The organism is Amycolatopsis sp. NPDC003676 (assembly GCF_053587275.1).
This window is the reverse complement of record NZ_JBSFNS010000097.1, coordinates 17,889-31,472: the sequence shown is the minus strand read 5'-3', so window position 1 is coordinate 31,472 and position 13,584 is coordinate 17,889. Positions and strand designations below refer to the sequence as shown.

Below are 13,584 nucleotides of genomic sequence, written 5' to 3'. Positions count from 1 at the left end.
TTATTTATATATTTTTTTTTTTTTGTAGTTTTTAAAATTTGGTTTTTGGGGTGGGTGTACAACCACTTCTTAATTGCCACTCCCTCAGGGTTCCCCTCACGACCACAAACCCCAGTCCTTCACGGACTTTGGTCAGGCGGGCAGGAGCACTTCGTGGCCGGCTTCGCGGAAGGCAGCCACGGCGCGGTCGAGGTCGTCCGAGCGCACCAGGATGTGGTCGGTGTCGAAGGTGGACAGCGAGAACAGCGCGACGCCCGCCGCCGCCAGCTCCGACGCGAGCGCGGAAATGATGCCGGTGAGGGTGAATTCCAGCGGCCCGCGGACGGTGAACAGCCGCCAGCCGTCCTCGACGGTGCCGCCCTCGGGTTCACGGCCGGTCGGGCAGATCACCGACAGCTCGTCGGGCGTGCGGGTCACCGACACGAGCGCGGGCTCGCCGGGCTCCAGCAGCTCTGCGGGGACCGCGGCGTCGGCGGGCAGCCGCACGACCGAGTAGGGGCCGGGGCGGAGGTCGATCGTCAGGTGTTTCATCAGTGCGTTGTCAGCCTTCCAGCACTTTCGGGCTCGAGGCGATCTCGGTGCCGTCGGGCAGGGTCGAAATCGTGAAATCGGCGAACACGTTGGCCGCCGCCTTGTGCAGCTGCCGCAGGCATTCGATGGCCAGCGAACGGATCTCGACGTCCGCGTGTTCGGTGGCGCGCATCGCGATGAAATGCCGCCAGGCGCGGTAATTCCCGGTGACGACGATGCGGGTTTCGGTGGCGTTCGGCAACACGGCGCGGGCCGCCTGGCGCGCCTGCTTGCGGCGCAGCGTGGCGCTCGGCGTGTCCGCGAACTTCTCCTCCAGCCCGGCGAGCAACTCGTCGTATGCGGCGGCGCTGGCCTGGGTGGCCTTGACGAATTTCTCGTGCAGCACCGGGTCTTGCGCGATGACGTCCGGCTCGACGAACTCGGCGTCGCTCTCCGGGACGTAGCGCCGCGACAGCTGCGAGTAGGAGAAATGCCGGTGCCGGATCAGCTCGTGGGTGAGCGAGCGGGAGATCCCGGACAGGTAGAAGGTGACCGACCCGTGCTCCAGCACGGCCAGGTGGCCGACGTCGATGACGTGCTCGAGGTAGCCGGCGTTGGTCGCGGTCGCCGGATTCGGCTTCTCCCAGGACTGGTAGCAGGCGCGGCCGGCGAACTCGGCGAGCGCTTCGCCTCCGTCGGCGTCGGTGGACCAGGGCACGTCCTCGGGCGGGAAGAACTCGGTTTTCGCGATCAGCTGCACCTTGGGCGGCACCGGTCTCGCTCCCCTCATGTCGGCTCCGCCAGCCTAACCCGGCGGCACCCGTGACATCACCGCGCCTTGACGTGACGTCATTGGTGACGCCATAGTGGTGTCATGGACTTGACGCCGTATATCGCGAACCTTCGCGAAGACCTCGCGAACACGGCCTCCGCCGGGGACGAGCAGACCCGGCGGGCGGCCGCACTGCTGTCGTCTGCTCTGGAGCCGGCCGTCCGGCTCACGCTGATGAACGCGCTGGCCGACCTCGCGGCCGAGGTGACCGCCGCCCTGCCGGGCCAGGTCGTGGACGTCCGCCTGAACGGCCGGGACGTGCGCGTGGTCGTGACCGGCGGCGAGGAGCGTTCTTCTTCCGCGCCTCCCCCGCCGCCTCCTCCCGCGCCTCCCATCGACGGCGGCGACATCTCGCGGATCACCCTGCGGCTGGTCGAGCAGATCAAGGGCCAGGCCGAACAGGCGGCGGCCGCGCAGGGAGTTTCGCTGAACACGTTCGTGGCGCAGGCCGTGCAGGGGGCGCTCGGCCAGGCGCAGCAGCACCAGCAACGGCACCAGCGCTGGCAGGACAGCGGCAGCGGCGGGGGCCGCACCGAGACCAAGCTGCACGGCTGGGTCGAAGGCTAGAAGGGGGCATCACCATGGGCGAGAACCGGGAAGACCAGGGGAAGAACACCGAAGGCCGGGTTGGGGAACCCGGGTTCGGGAGCGCGGCCGGGTCCGGCGTCGGGGGCGATGCTGGGGCGGCGGCAGACGCGACTTCGGCAGGCGGAACCTCTGCTGAGGCTGCGGGCGGAGCCGAGTCCGCGGCGAGCGGGACCGGGGCTGCGGCGGAGACCGCGGCAGGCGGAACCTCTGCGGGGCCGGAGTCCGCGGGAACTGCGGCGGGGGAAGCCTCGGCGAGCGATGCGGGCAGCGGGTCCGAGTCTGTTTCCGAGGCTGCTGGAACCGCTTCGCACGAGGCGGGGGCTGCGTCTGCCAGCTCTGAGTCCGCTCCGGAAGGCGGCGGCTCGGATTCCGCGGAACCGGGTCCGTACGTGCGGCTGCAGGACTTCGAGGCGGACGGTCCGGTCGAGCTGGACCTGGGCGTCACGATCGGGCGGGTCGAGGTCGTGCTCGGGCGGGAGTCCGGGGTGACCGTGCGGCTGCAGCACGACGCGGGCGAGCAGCCGTCGTGGGTGAACGGCGTCAGCAGCCTGCTGTCGTGGGTCGGCGAGAAGTTCGGGGACCAGCTCGGCGGCCTGCCGGAGTTCTCGGTCGCCGACGCGGTGCGGCAGGCGCGGATCGAAAAGACCGGCAACCGGGTCGTCGTGCGGGCCGCGAAGGCGTGGCAGCTGCGGAATGTGCCGGTGTCGGTGACCGTCCACGCACCGGCCGGGTCGCATCTCGAGGTGCGCGCGGGATCGGCGGACGTCAAGGTGACCGGCGCCGCGGGCCGCGCGGACATCCTCACCGGGTCCGGCGAAGTGTCGCTGGAACGCGCGGACGGCGCGGCCACCATCCGGACCGGAACCGGAGCCGTGAAACTCGGCCCGACCCTGGCCGGGTTGCAACTGCGGAGCGGAAGCGGCTCGGTCGAAGCGGCGTCGATCGCCGGACCGGCGACGCTCGGCACCGGCACCGGAAACGTCTGGCTGGGCGCGGTCGAAGGCGACGTGATGGCCCGCACCGGCAGCGGCGACCTCTCGGTGGCCGACGCGGCGTCCGGATCGCTCGAACTGATCACCGGCTCGGGAGAGGTGCGAGTCGGCATCCGGGGCGGCGTCCGGGCGGAAGTGGAACTGGCCTCGGCGGCCGGGCGGGTTTCGAGCGAGCTGGACGTCTCGGACACGCCGCCGGAGGGCGCGGTCGCGCTGAAAGTCCGAGCCCGCACCGGAACGGGCAACGCGGTGGTGACTCGCGCGGCCGGCTGACGGCGAGAACATCCCGTCTGCTTCTGGCCGACACACCCGATACCTCACACCCCGGGTGCGCCGAGCAGACGGATGCAAGGGGGAGGCGGCGGGCCGCACCGGAGACATTCCGGGTGGCCCGCCGCTTCGTGCTGTCGGGGGAATGCCTTGTCCGCCAAGGCCTCCGATCGGAAGCGCGAGGGCGGAGGGTTTTCGTTAGTGCGAGTATTTCCTGGCACGCCAAGGCCTTCCCGCCGCGGCCGAGCCGAACGCGGGACTCGGCTGCCAGTTCGAGCTGAGGCAGCCGGAATTCCCTTGCGAGCACAAGGCTCGCAGGTGCTCGGCCTGCCGATCGCCGTCCGGCCGAGCTGAGCTGCGGGCGATGGCCCGGAACTGTCTCCGAGTCGTCCTGCCGAACGCGCTCCCGGCCGCTGTCCGCGAGCCTTCCCCAGCCAACCCGAACGCACTACGCAGCCACTGTCCGCAAACCTTCCCCGCCCAACCCGAACGCACTACCCAGCCACTGTCCGCAAACCTTCCCCAGCCAACCCGAACGCACTTCCCAGGCCGGGCCGCACCGAGCCGCCAGCGCTCCTCCCCGCCAGGCCCTCAGCTCACCCGTCTCCCCTCACTTCACCGCGCGCCGCAACGCCCGGGCCAGATCACCCCGCTCCCCCACCACGACACCGTCCAGCCCTTGCCATTCCGCCATCGTTCGCAGTTCCCCGGCCAGTTCCGCCGCCACCCGCGCCTGGTCGACACCTGGCTCGGCGAACGCGCCCTGCACCCGCAGGACCCCGGCCGCCCGGTCGGATTTCAGGTCCACGCGTCCCGAAAGCGCACCGTCAAGCAGGAACGGGAACACGTAATACCCGTGCACCCGCTTGGGTTCCGGCACGTAAATCTCGATGCGGTACCGGAATCCGAACAGCCGCTCCGTCCGCGCGCGTTCCCAGATCAGCGGGTCGAACGGGCACAGCAAAGCCCGTCCGGACACTGCCCGCGGCGTGCGCGCGTCGACGTGCCGGTAGGCGACCGCGCGCCAGTCGTCCACCTGGACTGGCTCCAGGACCCCTTCTTCGACCAGTTCCTGGACGGCTTTCCTTGAGACATCCGGGCCGAGGCGGTAGTAGTCGCGCAGGTCGGTTTCCGTTGCCACGCCCAGAGCCCGCGCCGAACGGTCGATCAGGCCGCGGGCGCCTTCCTCCGCGGAAACCTTGCGGGACAAGATCTCCGGCGGCACCACTCGCTCCGTCAGGTCGTACAGCCGCTCGAACGACCGCCGGGTGCCGGTGCTCAGCTGGCCGACGCCGAACAGGTACTCGCAGGCCTTCTTCACCACCGAGCGTTCCCACCACGCCCCCGGCCCGCGCCGGACCGCTTCGGTTTCCAGCGCCTTTTCGATCGCCCCGGCTCCGATCGGGCCCTGTTCCTTGACGACCGCCAGCACGTCGTCGAGCAGGCCGGGCACCGTGTCGACCACCCGCGTGTAGTTGCGCCACCAGCCGTCCCGTTTCGCGCCGGACTTCAGCAGCGGCCAGTCCTCGATCGGCAGCAGGCTCGCCTCGTGCGCCCACGACTCGACCAGCAGCCGCGGCCGTTTCGCGCGGTGGCTCCACGCGGCGTCGTCGACCAGCGCCGGGTCGTATCCGCCCAGGCGCGAGAACAGCGGCATGTAGTGCGCGCGCACGGCGACGTTGACCGAGTCCAGCTGCAGCAGCTGGACCCGCGACAGCACCTTGGCGAGGTGCCGCCGGGTCGGGGGCGAAGCGGGCCGGGGGTCGGCGAACCCCTGCGCGGCCAGAGCGGTGCGGCGGGCTGCGGAAAGGCTGATCGTCTGCATGATTCCGCCATGGTGCCAGCCACCCCCGACAGTTTCGGTACATTGCCCGCGTGAGTGCCGCCGAAGTCCGTCCCGCGAATCCGTCCGACGCCGCGGAGATCGCCCGCATCCAGCGGCTGACCTGGCGGGCGGCCTACGCCGACCTCCTGGGCGCCGAGGCCATCGACGAGTTCGAGAAGGCCGATCTCGAAGGCACCTGGGCGGAGACGATCGAGTACCCCGATTCCCGCGTCTACCTGGCCACCGAGGGCTCGTTCACGGTCGGCTACTGCGTCGCGGGGCCGGCCCCGCAGGACGAAGCCGCCGCGGCCGACGGATCCCCTGCCGACGACGCGCCCGGGCTGATCGCGTCGCTGGTGGTCGAACCGCGCTGGGGCCGTCGCGGGCACGCCGGGCGACTGCTCGCGACCGCCGCCGCCGATCTGCGCGCGAACGGCCTGAACCGCGGCATCACCTGGGTCGCGCAGTCCGACCACGCGACGCTTGGCTTCTACCGTCGCGCCGGCTGGTCCCCCGACGGGACCGTCCGCACCCTCGACACCGGCCGCGGAACGCTGCGCGAAGTCCGGCTCACCGGCACGCTGGAACTAGAACTCACACACTGACCGGCTCTTCGCGCTTCGCGAAAACCACCCAGCGCATCACCGAGTACATGAACACGCCCTCGCACGCCCCGGCGATCAGCCGCGACAGGTGGTATTCCACGCCCAGCGCCGTCAATCCGGCGCCCAGGCCGAGCAGGAACGCCGCGTAGTTCACCGCGATCGCCACCACGTACAGCACCGCCTGGCGGCCCACCGGTGCGTGCGAACGGAAGTTCAGCGCGCGGTTCAGCACGAAACTCAGCCCGAACGCGACCACGTACGCGACGCTGATCGACAGCCACACCGGCCACTTGAGCCCGCCGTGGAACAGCGTCAGCAGCAACAGGTCGACGCCGAACGTGAAGCCGTTGATCACCGCGAAACCGAGGAAGCTCGGCGCGACGATCCGGGACAATCCGAACGGCAGGATGCGGACGACCGCCTCGCACAGTCGGGCGAAACGGTCGGCGATCGGCACCTCAGGCACGGGTCCGATCCTGGCAGCGGAAGGTGTCCGAGACCGGTCGGCCAGGTGATCTTCTGGGGTTGGCGCCAGGGGAAAGAGTGGGGTTAGCCCCCGTGATCTTTTCGTGATGGCTGATAGCTTGGAGTGAGCCGAGCCACGAAAGGGGTGACGCTATGGGATGGGTGTTCCTGACTCTGGGCGTCGCCTTCGGCTCGGCGATCGTGCCGCTGATCAACGCCGAGCTCTTCGTCATCGGCCTGTGCGCGAGCCAGCACAGCGTGCACTGGCTGTGGCTGGGCGGCGCGGTCGCGGTCGGGCAGATCGCCGGGAAACTGCTGTACTACCTGGCCGCCCGCGGCTCGATCCGGCTGCCGAAGTTCCTGCACGACCGGCTGCACCGCGAACGGCCGCTGACTCCGCGACGGGTCCGGTGGCAGCTGCGCACCAAGGTGATCCGCAGCAAGGTCGAAGCGCTGCGCGAGCGGTGCCAGCGCCATCCGCACTGGATGACCGGCACCTACGGGATCAGCTCGCTCGTCGGGCTGCCGCCGTTCATGGCCACGAGCGTGCTCGCCGGGATGGTCCGGATGCGGCTGTCGACGTTCCTCGCGGCGGGGCTCGCGGGGCGGTGGGTGCGGTTCAGCTTGCTGGCGGCTTCGCCCGCGCTGTTCGCCGGTTGGCTGCAGTAACCCGAGGCGCTACTTGCGCTCCGCGGCTTCCAGCTCGATCGCCTTGCGCATGGTCGCCCGAGCCCGACGCCGGTCGCCCGCGATGTCGTACGCGTACGCCAGCCGGTACCAGGCCCGCCAATCCTCTTGGCTCGCCTCGACTTCCGCGCGGCGCGCGTCGAACCACGCGTCCGCGGCGTCGCGGTCCACGCGGCCGGACGGGCGGCGCGGCAGGCCTGACACGTCCGGCAGGCCGCCCTCGGCGTCCAGCTGCCGCGACAGCCGCTGGATCTGCATGCCGGACCGCCAGGTCACGACGACGATCCACACGCCCAGCAGCGGCAGCAGGAACACGCCGATGCCGAGCGCGATCCCGGCGGGCGTCCCGGTCGCGAGCAGCGCCACGGCCCGGTCCGCCAGCAGGACCAGGTACACCACCAGCGCCGCCGTCATCAGCAGCGCGACATTGCGGGCTTTCACAGGTCGAGCACGTTCTCCAGGCCGACCGTCAGGCCGGGCCGCGACACCACCGAGCGCACGCCGAGCAGCACGCCCGGCATGAACGACGTGCGGTCCAGCGAATCGTGCCGGATGGTCAGGGTTTCGCCCTCGCCGCCGAACAGGATTTCCTCGTGCGCCACCAACCCCGGCAGCCGGACCGAGTGCACGTGGACGTCCTCGACGGAGGCGCCGCGGGCACCGTCCACTTCGGACGTGGTGGCGTCCGGGCCCGGCGTGACCCCGGCTTCGGCTCGTGCGGAGGCGATCATCCGCGCGGTGTGCGCGGCGGTGCCGGACGGGGCGTCGGCCTTGCGGTTGTGGTGCAGTTCGATGATCTCGGCCGAGGTGTAGAACTTCGCCGCCTGCGCCGCGAACCGCATCGCCAGCACCGCGCCCAGCGCGAAGTTCGGCGCGATCAGCACGCCCAGCTGCGGCTTGTCCGCCAGCAGCCCGCGCAGTTCGGTGAGCCGCTCCTCGCTGAAGCCGGTGGTGCCGACGACCGCGTGCAGGTCGTGCGCGATCAGCCAGCGCAGGTTGTCCATCACCGCGTCCGGATGCGTGAAGTCCACGACCACCTGGGCGCTTTCCAGCGGGGCGAAATCGTCGCCCGCGTCCAGCGCGGCCACCAGTTCCTGGTCCGCGGCGCCTTCCACGGCTTTCACCACGGTGGCGCCCATGCGGCCGCGTGCGCCCAGCACGCCGACGCGGATCGGGGACTCGGTCATGACGCGATCACCTCGTGCAGATCGTCCGGCAGGTCGTCGGCGTGAGCGTACGGCCCCACCACCGCCGCGGACGACACCCCGCCGGGGCGCCGCAGCAGAGTGCGAGCGAGCGCACACACCTCTTCGGTCGTGACCGCGTCGATCCGCGCGATCGTGTCGTCGACGCCCAGGTACCGGGCGTAGTTCAGCTCGTTCTTGCCGATCCGGGACATCCGCGACGACGTGTCCTCCAGGCCCAGCACGAGCCCGCCGCGCAGCTGCCCCTTGGCGCGCGCGACCTCGGCGTCGGACAGCCCGTCCGCGGCGACCGAGTCGAGCACCTCGCGGATCACGCCCGCGACCTGGCCCAGCCGCTCCGGCTGACAGCCCGCGTACACCGACATGTGCCCGAGATCGGCGTAGCTCGCCACCGACGAATACACCTGGTACGCGAGGCCCCGGCGTTCGCGGATCTCCTGGAACAGCCGGGAACTCATGCCGCCGCCGAGCGCGGCGTTGAGCACGGACAGGGTGAACCGGCGCTCGTCGTGCCGCGGCAGTGCGCGGAAACCGAGCATCACGTGGGCCTGTTCGGTGTCGTCCGGGTGCAGGGCCAGCTTCGGCACGGTCTTCAGTCGCGCGCGACCGGATCGGGGTGCGACCGGGGTTGCGGTGCCGGTGAGGCGTTCCTTCAGCGCGCGCTTGACCAGCCGCAGGACCTGGCCGTGCTCGACGTTTCCGGCGACCGCGAGCACCATCCGCGGCAGGGTGTAGCGGCGGCGGTAGAAGCCGCGCAGGGCGGACGGCGACATTTCGGTGATGGACTTTTCCGTGCCCAGCACCGGACGGCCCAGCGGATGGTCGCCGATGATCGCGCCTACGAAGGTTTCGTGCAGCAGGTCTTCGGGGTCGTCGTCGCGCATCGCGATCTCTTCGAGGACGACGCTGCGTTCCATGTCCATGTCGCGGTCCGTGCACTGCGCTTCGAAGACCACATCGGTGACGAGATCGAGCGCTAGGGGCAGGTCTGCGTCCAGGACTTGGGCGTAGTAGCAGGTGTGTTCTTTGGCGGTGAAGGCGTTGAATTCGCCGCCTACCGCGTCGATCTCTTCGGCGATTTGGGTGGCGTCGCGGTTGGCGGTTCCCTTGAACAGCAAGTGTTCCAGGTAATGCGCGGCACCTGCGACCGCCAACGGCTCGTCGCGCGAACCCACGCCGACCCAGAGTCCGACCGTCGCCGAGCGAGACGCTGGGACGTGCTCGGTGATTACCCGCAAGCCGCCGGGCAAAACACTTCGCTTGACTACCGCACCGTCCGAAGTGGACTCGAGCGTACGGGTGGTGCCGACGGGCTGCTCGTGCCCGGAAACCTGCCGTGCCAAGTGTGGTCCTCTGTTTGATTGCGCCGGCTCCGCCGTCGCGGCGGGATCGCCTTCAAGTCGGCGTCTGGAGGGGCAGTGCACCCGGCCCGGAGGCCGTGCGCACTGCCCCTCCAGACGCCGACGCGATCCCGCGGTGGGGTCTAGTTGGGGGCGAAGCGCGCGGGCCGGGGTGGGGCGCAGAGAGGGCCTCCTGCCGAGGTCGTGAGTGCTGATCGCGGTTAGAACCGTGACAAGCACTCACGAGCCGCGGGTCAGGAGGCCCTCGATGGAACTGCGGGTGTTACTTGGCTTCGGCGGTCTCGGCCGGAGCGGCGTCGCCTTCGGCGGGCTTCGCGGCGTCCTCTTCCTTGACCACGATCAGGCTGATCTTGCCGCGGTTGTCGATGTCGGCGATCTCGACGCGGATCTTGTCGCCGACGTTCACGACGTCCTCGACCTTCGCGATCCGCTTGCCGTTGCCCAGCTTCGAGATGTGCACGAGGCCGTCCTTGCCCGGCAGCAGCGAGACGAACGCGCCGAACGCGGCCGTCTTCACCACGGTGCCCAGGAAGCGCTCGCCGACCTTCGGCAGCTGCGGGTTGGCGATGGCGTTGATCTTGCCGATCGCCGCCTCCGCCGACGGGCCGTCGGCCGCGCCCACGTAGATCGTGCCGTCGTCCTCAATCGAGATGTCGGCGCCGGTCTCCTCGGTGATCGAGTTGATCATCTTGCCCTTCGGCCCGATGACCTCGCCGATCTTGTCGACCGGGATCTTCACCGACGTGACACGCGGGGCGTACGGGCTCATCTCGTCCGGGCCGTCGATCGCCTCGGCGATGACTTCCAGGATGGTGAGGCGAGCGTCCTTCGCCTGCTTCAGCGCGGCCGCGAGGACCTCGGACGGGATGCCGTCGAGCTTGGTGTCCAGCTGCAGCGCGGTGATGATGTCCTTGGTGCCGGCGACCTTGAAGTCCATGTCGCCCAGCGCGTCCTCGGCGCCCAGGATGTCGGTGAGAGCCACGTAGCGGGTCTCGCCGTCGACCTCGTCGGACACCAGGCCCATGGCGATGCCCGCCACCGGAGCCTTCAGCGGCACGCCGGCGTTGAACAGGCCCATGGTGGACGCGCAGACCGAGCCCATCGAGGTGGAGCCGTTGGAGCCCAGCGCCTCGGAGACCTGGCGGATCGCGTACGGGAACTCGTCCCGCTTCGGCAGCACCGGGACCAGGGCGCGCTCGGCGAGCATGCCGTGGCCGATCTCGCGCCGCTTCGGCGAACCGACGCGGCCGGTCTCGCCGGTGGAGAACGGCGGGAAGTTGTAGTGGTGCAGGTAGCGCTTCGTCGTCTCCGGGGAGAGCGAGTCGATCTGCTGCTCCATGCGGAGCATGTTCAGCGTGGTGACGCCCAGGATCTGGGTCTCGCCGCGCTCGAACAGCGCCGAACCGTGCGCCCGCGGGATCACGGCGACCTCGGCCGAGAGCTGGCGGATGTCGGTCAGGCCGCGGCCGTCCATCCGGATCTTCTCGGTGAGGACGCGGGTGCGCATGATCTTCTTGGTCAGCGCCTTGAACGCACCGCCGACCTCCTTGTCGCGGCCCTCGAAGGCTTCGCCCTCGCCGAGGCCGAGCTTCTCCAGGACGGCGGCCTTGACCTCGTCGGTCGCGGCGTCGCGCTCCTGCTTGCCGGCGATCTGCAGCGCCTTGGCGAGCTCGTCGGACGCGATCGCAGCGACGGCCTCGTAGATGTCGGGCTGGTAGGCCGGGTACACCGGGAAGTCGCCGGTCGGCTTGGCGGCGTCGGCGGCCAGGCGCTGCTGCGCCTCGCACAGCACGCGGATGAACGGCTTCGCGGCCTCGAGGCCCTGCGCGACGGTGACCTCGTCCGGCGCGGTGCCGCCGTCGGCGATCAGGTCGAGCGTGTTCTCGGTGCCCTCGGCCTCGACCATCATGATGGCGACGTCATCGCCGACGATGCGGCCGGCCACGACCATGTTGAAGGTGGCCTTCTCGAGCTGCGGCCAGGTCGGGAACGCGACCCACTGGCCCTCGATCAGCGCGACGCGCACGCCGCCGACCGGGCCGGAGAACGGCAGGCCGGCGATCTGGGTGGAGGCCGACGCGGCGTTGATCGCCAGCACGTCGTACGGGTCGTCCGGGTTGAGGCTCTGGACGGTGATGACGACCTGGATCTCGTTGCGGAGGCCGTCGGCGAAGGACGGGCGCAGCGGGCGGTCGATCAGGCGGGCGGTGAGGATCGCGTCGGTCGACGGGCGGCCCTCTCGGCGGAAGAACGCGCCCGGGATGCGGCCGGCGGCGTACATCCGCTCCTCGACGTCCACGGTCAGCGGGAAGAAGTCGAAGTGCTCCTTCGGGTGCTTCGACGCCGTGGTCGCCGACAGCAGCATGGTCTCTTCGTCCAGGTACGCGACGACGGCGCCGGCGGCCTGCTTGGCGAGCCGGCCGGTCTCGAACCGGACGGTGCGGGTGCCGAACCGGCCGTTGTCCAGAACGGCTTCGGTCTCGAACACGGTGACTCCGGTGGAGTCGGTCATATGGTCAATCTCCTCTTTGGTTCCTTCGTACGGCGAGAGTCTCCCACTGTGGGACCCGGTTCGCCCGAGGACGCTCGAGGAGGTGTGAGGCCGGTCTTCGATCGAAGCCCCCGGGTCCGTTGCCCGGGAACCACTACCGAGGACCGGCGAGATCGTTCCTCCAGCGCGCTCGCGCCGTGTGGGGGGTGTGCTTGCGGCGAGGGGGAGCGGCCGAAGCCGCTCCCCCTCGTCAGCACGCTATCGGCGCAGGCCGAGACGCTTGATCAGGTCCCGGTACCGCGCCACGTCCACCTTTTCCGTGTAGTTCAGCAGCCGGCGGCGACGGCCGACCAGCAGCAGGAGACCGCGACGGGAGTGGTGGTCGTGCTTGTGGGTCTTCAGGTGTTCGGTGAGGCCGATGATCCGCTTGGTCAGCAGCGCGACCTGGGCCTCGGGGGATCCGGTGTCCGAGTCGTGCAGGCCGTACTCGGCGAGGATCGTCTTCTTCTCATCGGTGGACAGCGCCACTGGTGGTGCTCCTTGTGCATCTAGTGCCGTGAGGCCCGCACCGCGCCACGCGGCCGGGTGAGACGGTCGCGGCCGCCACGGACTGCAGCCGGACCCGGTTGCTGAGGTTACCAGCCGGTTGAACTGCGGCTTCAGGCGCGTACGGCTAGCTGGGCAGCACAGCCTCACCCGCGCCGCAGAGGCCAAGTCCGCAGCGTGCGGTACGGGCTGCCGCCGCCCATCAGCTCCACCCGGTCCGCGGACCAGACGCGGCTGCGGAAGCCCGCGAGCCGTTCCGTCCACTCGGTGGGCGGCTGCGTGCGCGAGCACCGCGCCAGCGTCAGGTGCGGCCGGTACGGGCGGTCTTCTTCGCAGCCCGCGGCCGCGGCCAGGTCGGCCAGGTCCTCCCCCGCCACTCCCAACCACAGCACTCCCGGAAATGTTCCCGAACCCCAGAGCCGGACGTCAACGGATTTTCGGCCGTCCAGCGCCCGGTCGAGGAAGGAGCCGCATTCGGCCGGGTCGACCTCGCCGTAAAAGGCCAGCGTGATGTGCCAGCCGGCCGGGTCGGACCAGCGCAGCTGCCGGTCCCGGGCGCCGAGCGCGCCGTCGATTTCCGCCGCGACGTCAGCGGGCGGGCGCAGCGCGGAGAACAACCGCATCGGCTACTGGCCCGAGGCTCCCGCGCGGCGGAGCAGGTCGGCGATCGCCGGGTAGTCGTCGTCGAGCAGCTTCGCCGCCTCGAAGAGGTTCTCGTCCTCGGCGACGTCGCGGATGCCCGCGAGCAGGATCTTCTCGTCCGAGTTGACCGGGATGTTGTCGCGGCCGACGGTGGGCCGCGAATCGCGCACGTCCTCGAGCGCGGCCTGCATCGCGTCGCGGTCGCCCGCGGCGACCTCGGGCACGAGGATCTTGCGTTCGAGCATGATCATCCGCGCCAGCACGACCGGATTGCCGATCTTCGCCCGCCGCCCGCTCATCACCTGGCTCAGCATCGGCGCGCTGATCCCCAGCACCTCGGCCAGGAACGCCTGCGACACGTCGAAGGCCACGACCAGCCTGCGCACCCGATCGCCCAGCGGCTCCCCGTACCACTCCCGCTGCAGCGCGATGTTCCGCTGGACGATCTTGTGGTCCTCCACCTAGCTCCGCTCCCCTAGCGCTGTCGTCCCGCGGCCGCCAGCCGGAGGACTTGCTCCCCCGGCCCGGCGCCGCCGGCCCATCTTGCCACTCCGGACGCCCCCGG

15 protein-coding genes are annotated in these 13,584 nt (G+C 70.2%); 4 read left to right on the top strand and 11 right to left on the bottom strand.

What is annotated here, in order from left to right; translation table 11 throughout:
• Positions 1-132: 132 nt before the first annotated feature.
• Entirely contained in the window at positions 133-531 is a 399-nt protein-coding gene (locus ACWDNU_RS35765; protein WP_336161104.1) for an ACT domain-containing protein, read from the bottom strand.
• Positions 532-541: 10 nt separating this feature from the next.
• On the bottom strand, positions 542-1,300 hold the full coding sequence (thyX, locus tag ACWDNU_RS35760; RefSeq protein WP_370935895.1) for an FAD-dependent thymidylate synthase: 759 nt from the start codon (positions 1,298-1,300) through the stop codon (positions 542-544).
• 84 nt (positions 1,301-1,384) lie between these two features.
• Here thyX and ACWDNU_RS35755 point away from each other — a divergent pair, with 84 nt between their 5' ends.
• Both ACWDNU_RS35755 and ACWDNU_RS35750 read left to right on the top strand, forming a co-directional pair.
• A complete protein-coding gene (locus tag ACWDNU_RS35755; RefSeq protein ID WP_370935894.1) occupies positions 1,385-1,909 on the top strand; it encodes a toxin-antitoxin system HicB family antitoxin in 525 nt (174 codons plus the stop codon).
• A gap of 410 nt (positions 1,910-2,319) precedes the next feature.
• Positions 2,320-3,195, top strand: a complete 876-nt coding sequence (locus ACWDNU_RS35750) for a DUF4097 family beta strand repeat-containing protein (RefSeq protein WP_370935893.1) — start codon at positions 2,320-2,322, stop codon at positions 3,193-3,195.
• 607 nt (positions 3,196-3,802) lie between these two features.
• Here ACWDNU_RS35750 and ACWDNU_RS35745 read toward each other — a convergent pair.
• Entirely contained in the window at positions 3,803-5,017 is a 1,215-nt protein-coding gene (locus ACWDNU_RS35745) for a winged helix-turn-helix domain-containing protein (protein WP_370935892.1), read from the bottom strand.
• Positions 5,018-5,067: 50 nt separating this feature from the next.
• Between ACWDNU_RS35745 and ACWDNU_RS35740 the strand changes: the two genes are divergently transcribed.
• Positions 5,068-5,622, top strand: coding sequence for a GNAT family N-acetyltransferase (locus ACWDNU_RS35740; protein WP_370935891.1), 555 nt, complete (start codon positions 5,068-5,070; stop codon positions 5,620-5,622).
• Here ACWDNU_RS35740 and ACWDNU_RS35735 read toward each other — a convergent pair.
• Positions 5,612-6,088, bottom strand: a complete 477-nt coding sequence (locus tag ACWDNU_RS35735) for a GtrA family protein (RefSeq protein WP_370935890.1) — start codon at positions 6,086-6,088, stop codon at positions 5,612-5,614. The genes ACWDNU_RS35740 and ACWDNU_RS35735 overlap by 11 nt on opposite strands.
• Before the next feature lie 152 nt (positions 6,089-6,240).
• On the opposite strand from ACWDNU_RS35735, the gene ACWDNU_RS35730 reads away from it, so the two are divergent.
• On the top strand, positions 6,241-6,756 hold the full coding sequence (locus ACWDNU_RS35730; protein ID WP_370935889.1) for a hypothetical protein: 516 nt from the start codon (positions 6,241-6,243) through the stop codon (positions 6,754-6,756).
• Between the two features lie 9 nt (positions 6,757-6,765).
• Here ACWDNU_RS35730 and ACWDNU_RS35725 read toward each other — a convergent pair whose 3' ends face one another.
• The 7 genes from ACWDNU_RS35725 to ACWDNU_RS35695 all read right to left on the bottom strand — a co-directional run bounded on the left by ACWDNU_RS35725 (position 6,766) and on the right by ACWDNU_RS35695 (position 13,480).
• Positions 6,766-7,215: a tetratricopeptide repeat protein gene (locus ACWDNU_RS35725; protein WP_449672124.1), complete on the bottom strand. Its 450-nt coding sequence runs from the start codon at positions 7,213-7,215 to the stop codon at positions 6,766-6,768.
• On the bottom strand, positions 7,212-7,961 hold the full coding sequence (gene dapB / locus ACWDNU_RS35720) for a 4-hydroxy-tetrahydrodipicolinate reductase (protein WP_449672123.1): 750 nt from the start codon (positions 7,959-7,961) through the stop codon (positions 7,212-7,214). The genes ACWDNU_RS35725 and dapB overlap by 4 nt, the downstream gene beginning before the upstream one ends.
• The gene (locus ACWDNU_RS35715; RefSeq protein WP_449672122.1) at positions 7,958-9,322 is read right to left on the bottom strand and encodes a M16 family metallopeptidase; all 1,365 of its coding nucleotides are present in this window, start codon (positions 9,320-9,322) and stop codon (positions 7,958-7,960) included. The genes dapB and ACWDNU_RS35715 overlap by 4 nt, the downstream gene beginning before the upstream one ends.
• A 280-nt stretch (positions 9,323-9,602) precedes the next feature.
• Positions 9,603-11,852, bottom strand: coding sequence for a polyribonucleotide nucleotidyltransferase (locus ACWDNU_RS35710; RefSeq protein WP_370935885.1), 2,250 nt, complete (start codon positions 11,850-11,852; stop codon positions 9,603-9,605).
• A gap of 237 nt (positions 11,853-12,089) precedes the next feature.
• Positions 12,090-12,359 carry a 30S ribosomal protein S15 gene (gene rpsO, locus ACWDNU_RS35705; protein WP_037812514.1) on the bottom strand — a complete coding sequence of 90 codons (270 nt, stop codon included), beginning with the start codon at positions 12,357-12,359 and terminating at the stop codon, positions 12,090-12,092.
• Between the two features lie 164 nt (positions 12,360-12,523).
• The gene (gene thpR / locus ACWDNU_RS35700; RefSeq protein ID WP_449672121.1) at positions 12,524-13,000 is read right to left on the bottom strand and encodes an RNA 2',3'-cyclic phosphodiesterase; all 477 of its coding nucleotides are present in this window, start codon (positions 12,998-13,000) and stop codon (positions 12,524-12,526) included.
• A gap of 3 nt (positions 13,001-13,003) precedes the next feature.
• Positions 13,004-13,480 (bottom strand): XRE family transcriptional regulator, encoded by a 477-nt coding sequence (locus tag ACWDNU_RS35695; protein WP_370935883.1) that lies wholly within the window; start codon positions 13,478-13,480, stop codon positions 13,004-13,006.
• Positions 13,481-13,584: the final 104 nt, after the last annotated feature.